The sequence below is a fragment of the Ensifer sp. ENS10 genome (assembly GCF_014852025.1).
Lineage (GTDB): Bacteria > Pseudomonadota > Alphaproteobacteria > Rhizobiales > Rhizobiaceae > Ensifer.
Genome location: NZ_JACVAS010000009.1, coordinates 317,287 through 335,002 on the forward strand (window position 1 = coordinate 317,287; position 17,716 = coordinate 335,002).

The following is a 17,716-nucleotide window of genomic DNA, read 5'->3' on the forward strand; positions in this document are numbered from 1 at the left end:
CTACCCCTTACTTGCTCACTGATATCGGAGACTTCTCATGAAAAGCCGCCGCCCGACCGTTGCCGACCTCCTTTCGATGAAGGGCAGGCGCCAGCTCACCATGTTGCGTGTGGAAACGCTTGACGAAGCGCAAGCGGCGGAAGCCGCCGGCATTGACCTCGTCTCCGTACCGCCGGCGCTTCTTGGGCCGCACTTTCGGGAAGTGGCGCCGACCTGCTTTGCCTTTCCCGGACTTGAGTATGGCGACTACGTTTCAGCGGAAGAATACATCCGTGCAGCATTCAAGGCGCTGAAGGCCGGCGGCGATGCCGTCTATTGCGCCGGCGGTCTTTCGACCGTTCGACGCATGCGGGAAGAGGGCATTCCGGTTTGCGGCCATGTCGGACTCGTCCCATCCAAGGCCACCTGGACTGGTGGGTTCCGCGCAGTCGGCAAGACGGCGGCAAGCGCGCTCGAGATCTGGCGGCAGGTGACGGCGCTTGAGGAAGCTGGAGCCTTTGCCGCCGAAATCGAGGTCGTCCCTGGCGACGTCGCATCGGCGATCAGCGCGCGAACTTCGATGCTGATGTTGTCGATGGGGGCGGGTTCCGGCTGCGACGCCCAGTATCTGTTCGCCGACGACGTGCTCGGCAGCAATCGTGGCCACGTGCCGCGCCACGCCAAGACTTATCGAAACTTCGCTGCCGAGTATGACCGCCTGCAGCGCGAGCGGATTGCCGCCTTTTCGGAGTTTGCCGAAGACGTCCGGTCCGGGGTCTATCCGCAGCAGCGGCATCTCATCGGCATCGAGGAGGCGGAACTGCGCGCGTTTCTGACAGAGCTCGAGCGCGGCTAGGACCGAACGACTTGCGCCGGTGAGGGTGGTTGGTATAGTCCACGCACCAATTCAACTTATCTCCACGACGGATCCCGATTTGAGCGCCCTTCTCCAGGACAGTCTCACCTTTGTTGCCTTGCTTGCCGCGATCTATGCGGCGACCGTGCTGTTGTATTTCATCTTGGGCTACGGCATCACCTGGCTCAACGACCGCAACCCCGAACGCCGCATCCAGAAGGGGCGGCGCGGCGAGAAGCGCAAGGCCATCGAGATCCGCCAGAGCATGGCCTCGATCCTCGTCACCTGTACGTCCGTGGCGATCGGTCTCTTTGCCCAGTATCAGGGCTGGACCTTGTTCTCGCCCTGGTCCTTCAGTTGGTGGACGGCGGTTCCGCTCTTCGTACTCTGCATGGTGCTCTTCGACGCCTGGTTCTATTTCGCCCACCGCCTGCTGCACACGAAGCTTTTCTACAAATACCACGTGCTCCACCACCGCAGCGTCGCGCCCACGGCCTGGAGCAACGATTCGATCGGTCTTGTGGATACGGCGATGTGCCAAGGCTACTACGCCGTCATCGTCTTCCTCGTCCCGTTCCCGCCGATCATTCTCTTGGCGCACCGGCTGTTCGACCAGATCAACGGCACCTTCGGCCACGCAGGTTTCGAATATTTCGCCTCGCGAACGGCGCGGTATCCCTCACCGATGCTTTGCACCACCTATCACGACCAGCACCACGCCGAGTTCAAATACAATTACGCGAACTATTTCTCGTTCTGGGACCGGGTAATGGGCACGATCGCGCCCAACTATGATCGGCGTGTGGAGGCGTTTGAAGGGGAGGCGCCGGCGCTTAATTTGCGTAAGGCGTCCAACGTGACGGGAGCGGCTGAGACCTCTGCTGCCGACTGAGGCGGCTTGCGTTCCAATCCATTTTTCTGCGATGGCAATGGCTCGACTGAGAATTGAATACCCGCCAGGCGGTGATGGATTGGAGCAGATGGTCGAGCCATCGCAGAATGAGATCGAGGTCGCGTTGAGGCGTGGCCCCACGCATTACGCGGATCGGCCGATTACGCTTTTGGTCTGTGATCCCGACAACCGCCTTGGTCGCCGGCCACAGGTTGCCTTTAAGCGCCGTGACCGGACGCCCCATACGGTCTTCCGTTCGTTCCTAATTGATGGGCGAGGGCGGGGGCGCTTCTACGGTTGGACTCCGGTGCAACTTGAAGCTGTGGCTTTGGTGCCTGACGTCGCAACCGCAAACGATTCAGCAAGCACTGAACCGCAGATCAAGATCCGCCGTCTGTCTCTCGCCGAGGCGGCACTCCTGATCGCATTCCGGCGAACCCTGGCGTTCCTGCAAATTATCAGACTGTTCCTCGCGGGTAACAGAAAGGGAGCCGAGTTTCGGTTCGTTCGGCAATGCGACGCCCTTTCCGCCCCAGACTATCGTGACTGGGTCGAAGCCCAAGCGCTGGCGGAGGCAAGCGAGACGGATGATGATGCGCGCGCGTGGCCGCGAAGGCCACGGATCCTCGTCTCGATCGAAGGCATCGATGCGGCCGCTGTCGCGGAGACCAGACAATCGCTCGAAACCCAGACATGGCGAGTCTTTCAGGAAGTGTCCGCGGCAGAGATCGACCAGATGCTCGAGCGAGGCGAGGCGACCGACGATCTCTTATGGCTACGGCTTCCGGCGGGAATGCGCGTCGCCCCAAGGGCCTTGGAGCGATTGGCGCGTCCGTTTGCATTCTCCACCGACGTCGCGGTCGTCTACTGCGACGAAGATCAGATCGATACCCGCGGCGCGCGTGTTGCCCCGTTCTTCAAGCCAGCCTGGAATGAGCCACTCGTCCGCTCGGGATGGCTTCCCCTGGAGGGCGCTCTTCTTCGCTTGGCCAGCATCCCAGATGGCGTCTCTCTGCAAAGCGCATCCACCGCCGAAATTGTTCTCGTGATGGCTCAGGTGTCGGCCGGAACGGTTATGCATCTGCCGAGAGTGCTACTGCATCGAGGGCCATCTTGCCGCCGGAGCGACCTTCGCGACACGATCGTTCAGCCCAAACGCGAACGCCCGGCCGTTAGCGTCATCATTCCGACGCGCGACAGGGCCGACTTGTTGGAGGCTTGTCTGAAAGGTCTCTTCGAGAACACAGCACCGGCGGATCTTGACGTCATCGTCATCGACAACGATAGCGCCGAACCAGCCACGCTGGCCTTGTTATCGCGATATGAGCAGTCAGGACTCATCCGTCGGATACCTCTTCCGGGAGCTTTCAACTTTTCCCGTGCCTGCAACATTGGCGTCGATGCCGCCCGGCGTGACCTCATCCTCTTGTTGAACAATGATGTTGAACCAATTGATTGCCAGTGGCTCGAGTGCTTGGCAGGTGAGCTTGATGATCCAATGGTCGGCGCCGCCGGCAATTTGCTTTTGTTTCCCGATGGCTTCGTTCAGCACGGAGGCGTAACGCTTGGCGCAGGCACGGTCGCCCGACACAGCTTTCACTTTCTTGACCCGAAGGGTAACGACGACAGGGGGCTTCTCCGGCAACGGCGCGATATGTCGGCTGTCACTGCAGCCTGTCTGTTGACGCGGAAGGACTTGTGGCGCCGCCTGGGCGGCATGGACGAGCAAAAGCTGACGGTCGCATTCAATGATGTGGACTACTGCCTGAAGCTACGGGAAGTGGGCTTCCGTATTGTCTGGACGCCAGAGGCGGCGATGTTGCATAGAGAGAGCGTCTCGCGTGGAGCCGACGACACGCCGCAAAAGCTTCAGCGCTTTGCGGAGGAGGAGCGAGCCATGCATGAGCGCTGGAGCGATACGTTGAAAGCCGATCCATACTACAATCCGAACCTCTCGCTTATTGCCGAAGAATTCGTTCTCGAGGCCCATCCGAGAAGTCTTGCTGCGAGGGCGAGCGCTTGAGCAGCGCGCGCGAACGTCTAGCCCGCTGGATCGAGCGGCGGCTGCCTCAGCCGCGGCTACGGGAGGGTACCACCGGTCGTCCGCGGCGGCCGGTGAAGCGGATCATCGTGTTTGGGCGGATACCGAACCCCACCTTCGATTACTACCTCGCCGCGCGTCTTCAGGCACCCGGCATGCCGACCTATGAGGTGGCGGACATTCGCGGCCGCGAAATGCCAGTTCTGGATGCCGACGGAGCCTTCGTTATCATATGCCGGTATGCGTCAACGTCTGTCCTGAGCTGGATTGAGAGCAACGCGTCCCGCTTGTCGGGCGTCGCGCTATTTGTCGATGACGACATTCCGGCGGTCGTGACGGGACAGGATGCGGATTTTTTCTATCGGTTGTTCCTCTGCTACCGCGCATTATGGCCGCTCCGTCGCCTCAACCGTCATCTTGATATCATTTGGGCTTCCACTCCATCCCTTGCGTCGCGATTGGGTGAGGCGAAGGTCCCGGTGTTGCCGCCTGCACCACCAAGTGCGCTTTGGTCGAGTGTGGATAACGATGCCGAAGTGCGTGACCTGGATAACGGTGAGGTGCTGATCGCCTATCACGCGACAGGGGTTCACCTTGAAGAGCACCGGTTTCTGAGGCCAATAATTGCAGATGTTCTCCGCGAGCGTCCACAGGCGCGGTTCGAGGTGTTTGCGGATCGACGTGCTGGAACGATTTGGCAGGGGCTAGATCGAGTGCAGATTCGTGAGCAGCTACCATGGATGGATTACCTTGCCGACGCGAAAGGGCGCCGCATCGACATCATGCTCGTTCCCTTGTCACCGTCGCATGTGAATGATAGTCGGGCGCCAACAAAGCGGATCGATATAGCGCGTTACCAGGCGGCTGGTGTGTTCTCTGAGGGCGTGGCGTATGGCTCGCCCGATCGAAATGGCGAGTTTCTCCTCCCCTATAGTGCCAATATATGGCGGATTTCGATAGTTCGACTTGTCGATCACCCAGAGCTCCGCGCAAAAGCCGTAGTCGCGACACGGCGCGTAGTCCAGAAAATGGCTGCGGGAGCTGACGGCGGGCTTGACATCCTCTACCAGTGATCCGCACTTTCGCGCATCATGGCTCAGGATACGCCGATGGGCCCGTGGTCTGTTGGAACGGGCACACAAGAAACATCTTCGTCGTGGCGCTGGTCGCCAAACTGGCGCGTATTGTCTGGGCGGTGCTGCGCAAGGATGGTAGCTTCGATCCGGCGATCGCGGCGGCGCAGAAATAGGAGATCATCGGATGCTGATCTGATGGGCGGTGAATCTGCGGGTGGTGAGGAGAGATGCGCTCTGGGTCTGCTCTATAAATGCGAATTTTTGTAGACGTAGCAGCTGGATGAGACGGTCTCATGCCCACCATTTGCGCGCAGCCGGCAGAGTTTCCGGGATGGCAATTCGTGGTACGCTGTGATCGCGCGCAAAGCCAGGGTTAAACGCCGGATCCCTGAAGTCGGTGGTATTGTGAATCTCGCGCAGATATTCCTTCTCACGGTTAAATCTCTTCTGCTTTTCGCTCCCTTCTTCGGGTCCGCGGGTAAGGGATTCATGATGGTACATACACGCAAAGGGGGTCCAGACAATTCGGAATCCCGCCTTGTGAGCGCGCAAGCAATAGTCGACATCATTGTAGGCGACTGCAAAGTGCGATTCATCCCATGCCCCAACCACTGACCTGCATTGGCCAGAAAGCAGCATGGCTGCCCCTGTCACGCAGGTGAGAGAGTTCCTCACATGAAGCCTGTTCATTGGGCCACCGAAATCACGCGGGCTGTTATGATACCAATGCCCTGCCAATCCGCCTAGCCCAACTATCACACCTGCATGCTGCATTTTATCATTTGGATACAGAAGTTTAGCTCCAACAATGCCGGCCGCCGCGAATGAAAGGCAAGACACCATTTCCTTCAACCAGTCGTCCGCTATGACTTCGATATCATTATTCAGCAAAAGAAAGTGGTCGCCGCGAGCAACCGACAGGCCGCGATTAATTGACCTCGAAAAATTGAATGACTCTACGAACGCCTCGACGCGGAAATTCGAATGTGCCGCTTCGAACTCCTTGTAGATACGGGCCGTCTCATCATCCTCAGAACCGTTATCGACAACGATGACCTCGTAGTCAGGATAATCGGTCCTGACGAAGACATCGTGTAGGACTTTGCGTATCAGGGCAGGGCTATCCTTGTTGGGAATGATGATCGAGATGAGCGGCCATTTGCCACCAACGCCGTCAAAACGGACCCGATGTAGCGCATTGTTCAAAGCGGGCTGGACCTCAACTTTGATGCCTTTGCGTTCGATATGGTCTCTGATCGCCGCGCGCGCGTGGTCCGTTGCACGCGCCAAATGAACCTTCGAATAAGAGTTGTCGATATACCGCCACCAATAAGCCGGATAGGGCAAATGCAGCACATTTTCGACCGCTTGCCCTTCCAAATATCTTAAAACGAGATCGTAATCCTGAGAGCCATCGTAACCCGCACGCAGATATCCAAGTTCCTTCAGTCGATCGTGGCGGTAGACAGACGAGTGATTTATGTAGTTCACTCCGGTCAGCAGGATCGGATCGTAGGCAGGTTTCAACATTGCACTGATTGGTTTCAGCTTCTTGTCGATCACGATTTCGTCGGTATAAAGAAACACAGTGTCGGGGTTTTCCGTCAAAGCCCGCCGTATCATTTTTAGCCCGTAAGGCGCTATCATGTCGTCGTGGTCGAGAAAGGTGATCCATTCTCCGGACGCGCAAGCGAGACCTGCGTTCGTTGATGATGCAATCCCACCATTCCTCTCGTTGAATACCACTCTGACTTTTGGCTGGCCGCTGTTTCTTTCAAGCCAACGCCGCGTTTCGTCCGAGGTTGAGGCATCATCGGAGAGTATGAGTTCCACCCCTTTCTGATCCTGCGTTTGAAAAGACTTCAGAAGCTGATCAAGGAAAGCTTCCGAACTGTTGTAAACGGGAACGATGATGCTGAGCCATGGGGCGCTCGATGTGTGGGGGACCGGCTTTAGGTCTCGCGCCAGTCCGTAGGTTGCGTCGGAGAATTGTTTCAGCCGTTCTCGGCGCTTGGGCAGCAGTCTTGGGACCTTGAGCCAGAAGCGTGGGAGACCGGAGATCGAAGCGCGTTCCGCTGCCGACTCAGATCGCTGAAGATGAGCTTCAACTTCGCCAATCGAACCCGCTGACCGAATCCGCAAATCAAAGATCGACGCATTAGAACACGGATCCAGCCTGAACGAACGTACCGTCCCGACCCTTCCTACATCAAGGGAGCACATGAAACGTCCGCCAACCCCCAGCGTGACTGCGTCCTCCTCACGGAAGCCCTTGCCGCGATTGACATAAATCTTCGGCTCCAGAAGTTCCTCGGAGGCGGCATTCAACTCGACCACCACGAACCGATCCCTGAGTAGGCCGAAGCTCACCGCAAACGCGGGGTCTGCGCCTGTCGAACTCCATCGCTGGAAGCCATTAGGGAGGTTCTCGATGAATTCAATGTCATCGTTCGGTAGAAGCTTGAGCACCACCAGCTATTCTCCATCAATCCTCAATGCGCGACACGCGCTTTACGCCATGCGCATCGGATTTACACCCAAATCTATCTTGCGTGTACGATTTTTCCGAACCATCGCAGACTGTCGAGCTTGGGAAAAGTGCTTGACTAACCACAGGAATAGGACGCATCAGAAGACAATGGGTACCGTCGATTCCCGCGCCATCATTATAGGTAGTCCAAACCTATGTTTAGTATTTTCAAGAAACTTTCCCCCCAGAAACAAGCCGTAGTAAACGAATCGTTCGAGCAGTACGAAGCGGGCCTGCCAACCCACCAAAAGGCAATCGACGCCTTGCCCGGTTGGAACTCCGCCTTCCCCCCTCAATTCGGTTTAACTGCAGGGACACATCATCTCTACGCCGATCCCCGCCTCGAATGGGCTATCTCGAAATATGGTGACATGAGCGGCAAGCGCGTCCTCGAGGTGGGACCTCTGGAAGGCATGCACACGTACAGATTGAGTAAAGAGAACCCGTCGGTCATCGAGGCGATTGAGGCGAATAAGCCCTGTTTCTTCCGTTGTTTGGTCACGAAGCAGATCATGAACACAGAAAGAGCCGTGTTCTATCTCGGTGATATTCAGGAATGGCTTAAGTTGCCGCGCGAACCGTACGATCTCGCTATAGCTTCCGGTGTCCTCTATCATATGCCCGATCCTGCCGATTTCTTGCGAGCGCTAGCCGCTCAATCTCGGGCGGTCTTTATCTGGACGCACTATTTCGATGATGAAGCTATGCCTAGAACCGATGTGCGCCGGGCACCCTTCTCCGAATCCCATGAAACTCGGAACATCGATGGCTTAGAGGTCAACTACTACGAGCGTCACTATCAGGACGCCAACAAGAACGCAGTCTTTTGCGGAGGTTTGAAGGACAAGCATTACTGGATGCGCAAGGCCGACATCATCGAACTGCTCCGGGCATTCGGCCTCGGAAACATATCGATCGAGCATGACAATCCCAATCATCCCGGCGGCCCAAGCTTTTCTATTTTCGCTCGGGGGGACTAAGTCCCGGTACAGCAGAACGGCGCCGTCACAGGGTGAGCGGCAATATTCCAGACTCGCATCACCTGCGCTGGGGCGGGCAAAGTTGGAACGGCGACACGTTGGACTGCTTTAGCGCGCTCTTGCACGAAGGGGCGGGACTCTAGGACATGGACTTATGACGACCTGATCCCGAAGCGTGTTGCAGCCAACTTGATGGCGGCGAGAAAGTTGCGCGGGTCTTTGTCGTATCTAGTTGCGATGCCGCGGAACGTTTGAGTTTGTTGAAGAAGCGATCGATCGGATTGCGTTGGCGATAGACCCATGCGCGGAAGAGAAGCTGGCCTTGCTTCCGTTTTGCCGGAATGTTGGCCCAAGCCCGTTTACGCCGCCGCGGTCGCCGGATCGAAGCTACCCTCCTTGCGCAGCACATCGTCCTCATCGGCGAAAACGCCAAGCACATCTTCCACCTTGCGCCGACCCTGGGCACCGACGATGCCGCGCTCGAGCAACAATGCGCGCAGGTGATTGATCAGCGCGCCGTGCGCTCCGCCATCAGGCGCGAGCGCCCCACACAAACCGCAACGTCGGCCGCGTTGCGGCTTCCGTGGTCGCCTCGGCATCGTGGTCGTCGCAGATATTCCGGCGATATAGGCCGGATTGTGTGACCTCTGGCACCAAACACTCGCCCAAGGTGATGCGCGCCGCAGCAGGCTTCCATCGCCACAATGCAAGGCTCCATTTGCCGACAAAGTCCACAAACGCCATCGCGACGGAGGCGCCGGCGCAGAAGCACTGCGCCGCCCCTCGTCGAGCACGACGAGGCTGCAGACGTTCTTGCCAAGATCGATTCCGAGCACAAATATCAACATCGGTTTGTTCCTCTCTCGTTCCAAACGGAGCAAATCCTCACGGATCGCTCCAGAGAGGGGCGGGCCATCCGATAATCATCATCTGCTCGCTTATCAAATCCCGTTTGTGAGTTTGCGGGGCCTAGTAAAGGCGCTTGCTTTTCGTGTCGTCAGTCTTTACGCCCTTGTTGCGCAATGGTGGAGTGCAAGACCGACCGTGTTATTCAACATTGAGTTCGACCACGGGGACGTGCTGGAAGGTTACGTCATACCAGACGGATTCTCTGACGTGTCCCAGATTGCAGTTTTTGACAGGGATGACAATTTGGGCGTTTTCCCCTGCGATCAGTTGCGCCCAGCCGTAGTTTCATCGGGGCGGCACGAGACCGGGCGCGTGGGGTTTCGTCTGGATTCGGACAAGATTCCCCACCTCGGCTACCGGTCGAGGCTATCCATCCGTGAAGCCAAAACCGGCGTGTTAGTGTATCGCCGTGCGCAGATTGACTCGCCTGTTCAGAAAAAAGTGTTTCGATTGGAAACGCAACTCTTTCCTATGCGAAAGTTCGACGAGAGCTGCGGCGATTTCTTTCAGTACCGGCTCGATTCGATTGAAAGATTCGGCCACGAGACGTCTCAGCAAGCCTTTCATATGACCTTTATGGAGTCGGTCTATCTCAGCGGTCGGCTTCTTATGAAGAACTATGAAAATTATCTCGCCAACGGCTTTCAGGGGGTGGTATTGCTGCATAACCCCTATTATGAAATGGGCCTTCGCATATTCCTACTGAAACGTATGGCGACTATGGCATTGCCGTTCTTAGGGCCTCGGGATCAGATGATACTCAAGCCAGCTGCGGAGTATTTTGCTGATGCCAACCTTGAGGATGCCGATGCGTTGAAGCGGCTGCTAAAAAGGGCTCCCGGAAAGGTTACTGGAGTCTTGCGATCTCCTATGACTAGGCAATTCGCGGCCACTTCGTTCGAGCAGACTGTCACTCGAAGGGACGCTGCTCCCGCAATCGATCTCTTGTCCCGGTTTTCCGTCATTGGCCATGTTGACGATTTAATTGCGTTTCAGAGAACACTTTCGTCCGTCCTGGAAATACCCGTCTCCGACGAGGTCTTGCCTGCACGTCACGCACAACTTGATCGGCTAGCAAGCACATTGAGCACACTTAATATCGCCGAATTATTGTTGGAAGAGGATCTGATTTTCGACCACTATGTCAGAAGAGCCATCAAGTTTGCCGCTCTCTCCACGCAGGATACGCATGCAAAGTCGAAGGAAAACTGAATTAGCTAAAGTGGAGGAAGGTACGTCGACCGAGTTGCGCAAGTTGCTGGTGGCGCGCGTGGCGCCGCTGGTGAAGCACATCCGCAACTTCGCACGTCGAGAGGAGAGCGGACGCCCCAACAACGCCGATAGAGCCTTCGGAAACATTGTTTTAGAGCCTCAGCCCGGTGGCAGAGTATCGGGCACGCTCCTCTCCTTTGTCGCGGTCGTGCTCATTCCGCTAGCTGCAATTTTATATTACTTCACATTCGTAGCCAGTGATCAGTACATCGCGGAGGCTCGATTCGCAGTGCGGTCCCTTGCAGAGGGCGTCAAGAGCGATGATGCTGAAGGTTCTGTGCTCACCATGAACGCGGCTGGGCAAGACACTTACATTGTCACAAGCTTCATTCAGTCACCTGAACTTCTGCGACGAATAGGTCTAACCGTCGACTACCGTGCAATCTTCGATCGAGAAGGTGTCGATTTTCTTTCCAGATTTCGCATATCAGAGCCGCAAGAAGAGTTTCTCGCGTATTGGCAAAGACACGTCTTTACCTACATAGACGGCCCTTCTGGGATTGTGACTCTACGAGTGCAGACGTTTCGGCCGGACGATTCTAAACTTCTAGCCGAGGCGATAGTCCGCGAGAGCGAAGCATTGATAAACGAGTTAAACAAGAGAGCCCAGGAAGATCTAATCAAGAGCATACGTGTCGAAGTAGAGCGCACTGCCATCAATTACTCTGAAACACTGAATGCTTTGAGAGAATTCCAAGCGAAGGCTGGATTGGTCAACCCTGGCATGCAGGCCCAAAGCACGAGCCAACTTTTGACACAGCTCTTGGGACAAAAGTTGGAGGTAGAGTCGCGGATGTTCGTGCTTTCCCAGTCGGAGAGCCAGACGTCCCCAGCCTACGAGAACCTCGCTCGTATGCAAAAGAGCCTCAACGAGCAAGTTGCTGGCCTACGCGCATCGTTGACTGGTGAAGAGAGCGGCGCTGTCACGAGCGCAATCCTCGGATACTCGAAGCTCGAGACAAGCCGCCTCATTGCTGAAAAGCTCTATGAGACCTCTCGTAAAAGCTACGACTCAGCTATTACCGCCTCGCTACGCAAGGCGCTTTACCTTATGGTCTTTGTGGCTCCGTCTATGCCTGAGGAGTCGCTCTATCCTCGGCGCTTATCTACGCCTCTAATAGCGGGACTGGGTTTACTTATGTTCTGGGCAACGATGGTACTGGTTTGGGCGTCTATCGAAGATCATAGGCTTTAGGCGACGATGATACGCTTCGATAACGTCTCGAAACATTTCAAGACCTTGAATCACAAGAAAGTGATACTTGACCGCGCGAGTTTTGAGTTTCCCAGCGGATATTCATTCGGCCTGCTAGGCGTCAATGGAGCCGGAAAATCCACGACGATGCGAATGATTGCCGGTACAATCCTCCCGAATTCCGGTCGCATAAAGAGGGATGTGCGCGTCTCATGGCCGCTCGGCTTTGCCGGGGGCTTCCATCCGAATATGTCTGGGCGCGATAATCTTAACTTCGTGGCGCGGGCTTACGGCGAAGATCCGAAACGCGTCAGCGACTTTGTAGAGGAATTCGCGGAACTCGGCGACTACATTTACGCCCCAGTTCGCACCTATTCGTCGGGCATGGCAGCCCGCCTTGCATTCGGCCTTTCTATGGCAATTGAATTTGAATGCTATCTTGTGGATGAGATTACCGCGGTTGGCGATGCACGCTTCCAGGAACGTTGTCGTCTTGCCTTCGAGAACCGGAGAAAAAGCGCTGACATAATAATGATATCGCACTTCATGGATACCATTAAAAGCTACTGCGACCGAGCTATGGTGCTCGTTGACGGTAAGATGATGGTGTTTGATCACGTTGAGCCCGCGATCGAGGCTTATTACCGTCTCAATCGATAGGGTGGGAAGAAACTTATGAGCGACAAATCTTCCCGCATCTCCTCAGACGACGCCAGAAGTGCCTACCAAGAGTACAGTCGGACACTAACTACCCAATTGTCGGTAACGGCACGCAAACTTCGACTAGCGACCTCGAACAGAAGCAACTTGTTCAAAGCGGTTGGCCTGCGCCCACGCCTCGGTGATCGTCTTTTCGCCGCAGCGCTGGTAGTGACGACAATCGTGATTTTTGTTGTCCCTAATGCGCTCGCAATTGCATACTTCGGTATGATAGCGACTGATCAGTATCAGTCTGAGGCCCGCTTTATTCTGCGCTCTTCAACACCCGCTTTGGGCAGGGACCAGATGGCAAAAGTGACGGGCCTGCCAGCGGCGAAGATTGCACAGGATACACAGATCGTCACAAACTACATTGGCAGCAACGAACTCCTGAATGAGCTGGCAAAGTTCTCTGACATAACCAAGTTCTACAGCGGTGAGAACATTGATTTCTGGTCCAGGCTGGACGTGGATGAAACCGCAGAAGAAAAGCTGTCATATTGGAAAAGTATGACTACGACGAGTATTAACCCAAGCAGTGGTATCGTGACCCTTAAGGTACGCGCATTTTCCGCCGTCGACGCGCGGGACATCCTCGGTCATGTAGTCGCCCTTTCAGAAAAGATGGTCAACGCTGTCAACGATCGGATCTGGAAGGATGTTCTCGAAACTGCGGGTGCTAACCTGGAGAGTGCCGGCGCGAGACTTCAGGATGCACGCGAGGATCTTCTAAACGCCCGAAACAAGTATGGCGTTCTGAGCGTGCAAGGTTCGTCGACGATGCTGGACGTTCTCATCGGCAATCTTCAGAAAGAGATGCTCGGTCTACAGCAGCGATACAATTCGCAACCCCAAAACGTCTCGAAGAGTGCACCGCAAATGTTGCTTCTGCAGCGAGAAATCGCCAGCAAACAGAAACAAATAGATGAACTCAAGGCAAAAATCGCAGGTGACGCTGCACGCGACGAAAACCTCGTAAATATTTCCGCCAAACTATCTCAACTAGAGCTTGAGCAAGGGCTTGCGGAACAAGGTTTTTCGGCTGCTGTTCGGACTCTCGAACAAGTCAAATTCGTCAGCCAACAGCAACTTGTTTATCTCGATACATTTCTATCGCCTACTCTGCCAGACGAATCAGGGTACCCGAAGCGAATCTTTTGGATAGGTATAATATTTGTGGCTAGCCTCATAGCATGGGGAACAGCTTTGGGCTTGCTCCACGTGGGCCGTTCCCGGTTGAATTGACGGGGGCGGCGCCTCGTCGGTTAGATGCAGGCAAGGCCGAACTGACTTTAAAAATCGCGATATGCTCTCGGGTTGTCGGTTGTCGGGCGGAGCCCGATACCTTTCCTGGCACTGACTGACACGGGGTATTGTATCCTCACGGTGACGTCCGCCTTGCTGGGATCGTCTGACGTAAGCTCACAGCAGTTCATTGTTCATTATGTCCACTACCGATATCCGACGATGGCTTTGCACACTGTATGCGCCGCCTACATCCCATTGATTCCGTGTGTTTCTGAGCATTGAGGCATCTGCCACAAGGTTTTCGGCAAGAGCTGGAGATTTGGCATGGCAGATGGTGAGGGATTTGTTGGGCGCTGTGAAATTGTCGAGCCTCGTCGTGGAAACCGGCGATGGCCCAATGCTGTGAAGGCGCGGATTGTTGCGGAGAGCCTTCAGCCTGGAGTTCGGGTCGCTGACGTTGCGCGTCGTCATGCTCTCGTTGCGCATCAGCTTTCTTGCTGGCGACGACAAGCACGTCAGGGTCTTCTGGCGCTGCCTGCCGAACTGATGCCAGCCATTGAGGACGGGTCTGTCGAACCTGCCTTTGTGCCGCTGGCGATCGCAACGGAACCGAAGGAGGCTGCCGATGCATCGCCGGTTCCGGAGCTGGTCGAGATCACTTCAGGGATTATGACAGTAGAAATAGGCGACGACCTGGTGGTGAGGGTTCCCGGCGATGTGCCGGTTGATCGGGTTGCGGCCTTGGTGCGAGCGATGCGAGGGACAGCATGATCGTCGCGGGCCAACGCTTACCGATCCTGATCGCGACGCGGCCGGTGGACTTCCGCTGTGGCCATCAGGCGCTGGCATTGATGGTGCAGACCGAATTGAAGCTTGATCCGCATTCCGGGGTCACCGTGGTCTTCCGGTCGAAGCGCGGGGATCGTTTGAAAATCCTGGTATGGGATGGCACCGGAATGGTGCTGATCTACAAGGTTTTGGAGCAGGGAAACTTTGCCTGGCCCAAGGTGCAGGATGGAACGATGCGTCTTTCTCGGGCTCAATACGAAGCCTTGTTCGAAGGGCTTGATTGGCGACGGGTTATGGCGCAGCGGGTGACAGCGCCGACTGCGGCAGGATGACTCACCTGTTCGGTTTTGGCATTGTTTTATTGGGCTTTTCTGCTTCGATTTGCTATGAAGCTGCATGTCGCAGCCCATCGATCTCAGCCAGTTCCCGGACCTTCCCGTCGAGGTATTGAACGCCTTTGCGGCGGTGCAGTTCGAGCTGTCGGTGGAGCGTGCGGCACGTCAGCATGAGCAGGCGGTGGTGGCCGAAAAGGACGCCTTCATCACCGAGCTGAAGGAACTGATCGAGAGGCTTGAGGGCCAGGTTCAGGACTACCGCCGCACGAAGTTCGGGCCGAAATCGGAAAAGCTGGATCCGACGCAGATGGAACTGGCGCTGGAGGACCTGGAGACGGCCATTGCCGAAACACAGGCAAAGATCGCCGTCGTCGAGGAAAAGATCGCGGCGAGCGGACCCGATATCGGCAAGGACGTCCCTCGCAAACAGCGTAAGACGCGCGCGCTGCCGCAGGGCCTGCCGCGGGTCGAGCGGGTGATCGAGCCCGACAGCATTGCTTGCCCCTGTGGTTGCGGCAAAATGGTTCGGATCGGCGAAGATCGGACGGAACGGCTCGATCAAATTCCGGCGTGCTACCAGGTGATCGTCACGATCCGCCCGAAATACGCTTGTCCCAAGGGCCGCACGGGCGTGGTTCAGGCCAGAGCGCCGGCGCATTTGCTGGAAGGTAGCTGGCCGACCGAAGCCCTGTTGGCCCAGGTCGCCGTGTCCAAGCATTCCGAACATATGCCGCTCAACCGTCAGGCGACAGTCATGGCCCGACACGGAGTGCCGATCGACCGCACGGTCCTGGCCGATTGGATGGGCCGAACGGGTGCTGCGATCGCGCCGGTGGTCGACCACATGGCCATGGTTCTGAAACAGGGTAGCTCACGACTATATGTCGACGAGACCACGGCCCCGGTGCTGGATCCCGGGCGCGGCAAGACGAAGACCGGCTATCTCTGGGCTATGCTGCGCGACGATCGTGGCTGGAACGGGCCTGCGCCGCCGGGCGTGGTGTTCCATTATCGGCCCGGGCGTAACGGCGAATATGCCGCAGAAATCCTCGACGGCTTCAACGGCACGATCCAAGTCGATGCCTATGGTGGTTACTCGCACCTCGCCACGCCGGACCGCACGGGCGGCGATCCGTTGAAGCTGGCCTTCTGCTGGGCGCATGGCCGCAGAAAACTGATCAAGGCCAAGCCGAAGAAGGGTTCGCCCATCGTCGACGAGGCGTTGCTGCGTATCGCCGCTCTCTACAAAATCGAGGACAGCATCCGAGGCCGTGATCCCGGACACCGCCAGGCTGTGCGCCAGAACCTGTCCCGTCCGCTAGTCGATGAGTTCTTCACCTGGTTGTCCGCGCAGGCCGCGCGCGTCTCGCGCAAGTCCGACCTCGGCGTGGCCATGGCCTATATGCTGAGACGACAAGACGGCTTCCGGCTGTTCCTCGATGACGGCTGCGTCGACATCGATTCAAACCTGGTCGAAAACGCCATACGCAGCCCGGCCATGAACCGCCGCAACGCGCTGTTTGCAGGCCATGACGAGGGTGGCCGAAATTGGGCCCGCTTTGCCAGCCTGATCGGCAGCTGCAAAATGAATGGCGTCGAACCCTACGCCTACCTGCGAGATCTCTTCATCAGCCTGGCCAATGGTCATCTCGCGAAAGATATCGACGCCCTCATGCCATGGGCCTACGCGCAACGGACCAGCGCCTCATAGTGAGCTCGTCAGGGACTCTTCGATGAGCTCACGGGACATCCGCAAGCGATAGACCTGACCGTTGCAACCGCAAAATCAATGGGGTGGAGACGCCGCATACTGCACACTCGCCGTTCGCTCATCTCGTCTGGCGTAAGGGGTTGGCGGTTGGCGGTCGGATATCGGTAGCGCACATTGTGAAGCCGAAGCGAGCTTCTATGGTAATCCCCCCGCCAATTAACGGACTTCAAAAGTAGAATTTTCTCGGGCTTTATGATCGAGGAGATTTTGATGAAGACGAGCAGATTCAGCGAACCGCAAATCCTTGCAATCCTGCGCCAGGCGGAGGGCGGCGTTCCCGTGCCTGATCTATGCCGGGAGCACGGGATGAGCACGGCGTCGTTTTACAAATGGCGAGCTAAATACGGCGGCATGGACGCGTCGATGATCAGCCAGATGAAGGCTCTTGAAGACGAAAACCGTCGGCTGAAGAAGATGTATGCGGAGATGAGCATGCAGGCGGAACTGCTCAAAGAGGCTCTTGGAAAAAAGTGACGCGGCCATCTCAACGCCGGGAGATGGCCGGGAAAGCGGTGGCGTTGCGCGGGGTGAGCATTGCACTCGCCTGCCGCACCTTTGGTGTCAGCGAAACCTGCTATCGTTACAGCGCCAAGCTGAACGAGGAGAACGAGCAGATCGCCGATCTCCTGATCGGGTTGACGCGGGCGAAGAAGAGCTGGGGCTTCGGCCTGTGCTTTCTCTACCTGCGCAATGTCCGGGGGCATCGCTGGAACCATAAGCGGGTATACCGCATCTATCGCGAGCTGGAACTGAACCTCAGGATCAAACCACGCAAGCGGTTGAGGCGCGAGAAGCCGGATGCTCTGGCCGTACCGGAGAAACCGAACCTGGTCTGGTCTATGGACTTCATGGCGGATCGTCTTGAGGATGGCAGGCAATTCCGCCTGTTGAACGTTCTGGACGACTTCAACCGCGAGGGGCTGGGCATCGAGGTGGATTTCTCGCTACCTGCCGAGCGTGTCATCCGCAGCCTGAACCAGATCATCGAGTGGCGCGGTAAGCCGATGGCAATACGGGTTGCGGATTCCGATCTGAAGCCGGCCACCATTCCGATCAAAATCCGGCCACCGTTCCGATTTGAAGCCGGCCACGATTCCAATCAAAGACCGGCCGGTTTCCGGCTCTGAAGATACCCCTTGGGTCA

13 protein-coding genes and 3 pseudogenes are annotated in these 17,716 nt (G+C 56.7%); 13 read left to right on the top strand and 3 right to left on the bottom strand.

Annotated elements, in window-relative coordinates:
* Positions 1 to 37: 37 nt before the first annotated feature.
* The 4 genes from IB265_RS27625 to IB265_RS27640 all read left to right on the top strand — a co-directional run bounded on the left by IB265_RS27625 (position 38) and on the right by IB265_RS27640 (position 4,841).
* The gene (locus tag IB265_RS27625) at positions 38 to 835 is read left to right on the top strand and encodes a 3-methyl-2-oxobutanoate hydroxymethyltransferase (RefSeq protein WP_192495456.1); all 798 of its coding nucleotides are present in this window, start codon (positions 38 to 40) and stop codon (positions 833 to 835) included.
* A 79-nt stretch (positions 836 to 914) separates the two neighbouring features.
* Entirely contained in the window at positions 915 to 1,727 is an 813-nt protein-coding gene (locus IB265_RS27630; RefSeq protein ID WP_192495457.1) for a sterol desaturase family protein, read from the top strand.
* Between the two features lie 88 nt (positions 1,728 to 1,815).
* A complete protein-coding gene (locus tag IB265_RS27635) occupies positions 1,816 to 3,750 on the top strand; it encodes a glycosyltransferase family 2 protein (protein WP_246806068.1) in 1,935 nt (644 codons plus the stop codon).
* Positions 3,747 to 4,841, top strand: coding sequence for a hypothetical protein (locus tag IB265_RS27640; protein WP_192495459.1), 1,095 nt, complete (start codon positions 3,747 to 3,749; stop codon positions 4,839 to 4,841). Before IB265_RS27635 ends, IB265_RS27640 begins: the two co-directional genes overlap by 4 nt.
* Positions 4,842 to 5,135: 294 nt before the next feature.
* Here the strand turns inward: IB265_RS27640 and IB265_RS27650 are convergent, their stop codons facing one another.
* The gene (locus IB265_RS27650) at positions 5,136 to 7,316 is read right to left on the bottom strand and encodes a glycosyltransferase (protein ID WP_309140487.1); all 2,181 of its coding nucleotides are present in this window, start codon (positions 7,314 to 7,316) and stop codon (positions 5,136 to 5,138) included.
* A 213-nt stretch (positions 7,317 to 7,529) separates the two neighbouring features.
* On the opposite strand from IB265_RS27650, the gene IB265_RS27655 reads away from it, so the two are divergent.
* Positions 7,530 to 8,354, top strand: a complete 825-nt coding sequence (locus IB265_RS27655; RefSeq protein WP_192495460.1) for a bifunctional 2-polyprenyl-6-hydroxyphenol methylase/3-demethylubiquinol 3-O-methyltransferase UbiG — start codon at positions 7,530 to 7,532, stop codon at positions 8,352 to 8,354.
* Between the two features lie 152 nt (positions 8,355 to 8,506).
* Here IB265_RS27655 and IB265_RS36965 read toward each other — a convergent pair.
* Positions 8,507 to 8,712 (bottom strand): annotated as a pseudogene (locus tag IB265_RS36965) (IS5/IS1182 family transposase); the annotation flags it as partial.
* 55 nt (positions 8,713 to 8,767) lie between these two features.
* A pseudogene (locus tag IB265_RS36970) lies at positions 8,768 to 9,190 on the bottom strand (IS110 family transposase); the annotation flags it as partial.
* On the opposite strand from IB265_RS36970, the gene IB265_RS27665 reads away from it, so the two are divergent.
* The 8 genes and pseudogenes from IB265_RS27665 to IB265_RS27700 all read left to right on the top strand — a co-directional run.
* On the top strand, positions 9,168 to 10,475 hold the full coding sequence (locus tag IB265_RS27665) for a hypothetical protein (protein WP_246806057.1): 1,308 nt from the start codon (positions 9,168 to 9,170) through the stop codon (positions 10,473 to 10,475). The pseudogene IB265_RS36970 and the gene IB265_RS27665 sit on opposite strands and share 23 nt — an antisense overlap.
* A complete protein-coding gene (locus tag IB265_RS27670; RefSeq protein WP_192495462.1) occupies positions 10,453 to 11,730 on the top strand; it encodes a capsule biosynthesis protein in 1,278 nt (425 codons plus the stop codon). Before IB265_RS27665 ends, IB265_RS27670 begins: the two co-directional genes overlap by 23 nt.
* A gap of 6 nt (positions 11,731 to 11,736) precedes the next feature.
* Positions 11,737 to 12,390, top strand: coding sequence for an ABC transporter ATP-binding protein (locus tag IB265_RS27675; protein WP_192495463.1), 654 nt, complete (start codon positions 11,737 to 11,739; stop codon positions 12,388 to 12,390).
* 15 nt (positions 12,391 to 12,405) lie between these two features.
* Complete coding sequence (locus IB265_RS27680; RefSeq protein WP_192495464.1) at positions 12,406 to 13,674, top strand: capsule biosynthesis protein; 1,269 nt, start codon at positions 12,406 to 12,408, stop codon at positions 13,672 to 13,674.
* A gap of 327 nt (positions 13,675 to 14,001) precedes the next feature.
* Positions 14,002 to 14,448: a transposase gene (locus IB265_RS27685; RefSeq protein ID WP_192495465.1), complete on the top strand. Its 447-nt coding sequence runs from the start codon at positions 14,002 to 14,004 to the stop codon at positions 14,446 to 14,448.
* Positions 14,445 to 14,798 (top strand): IS66 family insertion sequence element accessory protein TnpB, encoded by a 354-nt coding sequence (gene tnpB / locus IB265_RS27690; RefSeq protein ID WP_192495466.1) that lies wholly within the window; start codon positions 14,445 to 14,447, stop codon positions 14,796 to 14,798. Before IB265_RS27685 ends, tnpB begins: the two co-directional genes overlap by 4 nt.
* A 64-nt stretch (positions 14,799 to 14,862) precedes the next feature.
* Positions 14,863 to 16,512: an IS66 family transposase gene (locus IB265_RS27695; RefSeq protein WP_192495467.1), complete on the top strand. Its 1,650-nt coding sequence runs from the start codon at positions 14,863 to 14,865 to the stop codon at positions 16,510 to 16,512.
* Positions 16,513 to 16,782: 270 nt separating this feature from the next.
* Positions 16,783 to 17,588 (top strand): annotated as a pseudogene (locus tag IB265_RS27700) (IS3 family transposase); the annotation flags it as partial.
* Positions 17,589 to 17,716: the final 128 nt, after the last annotated feature.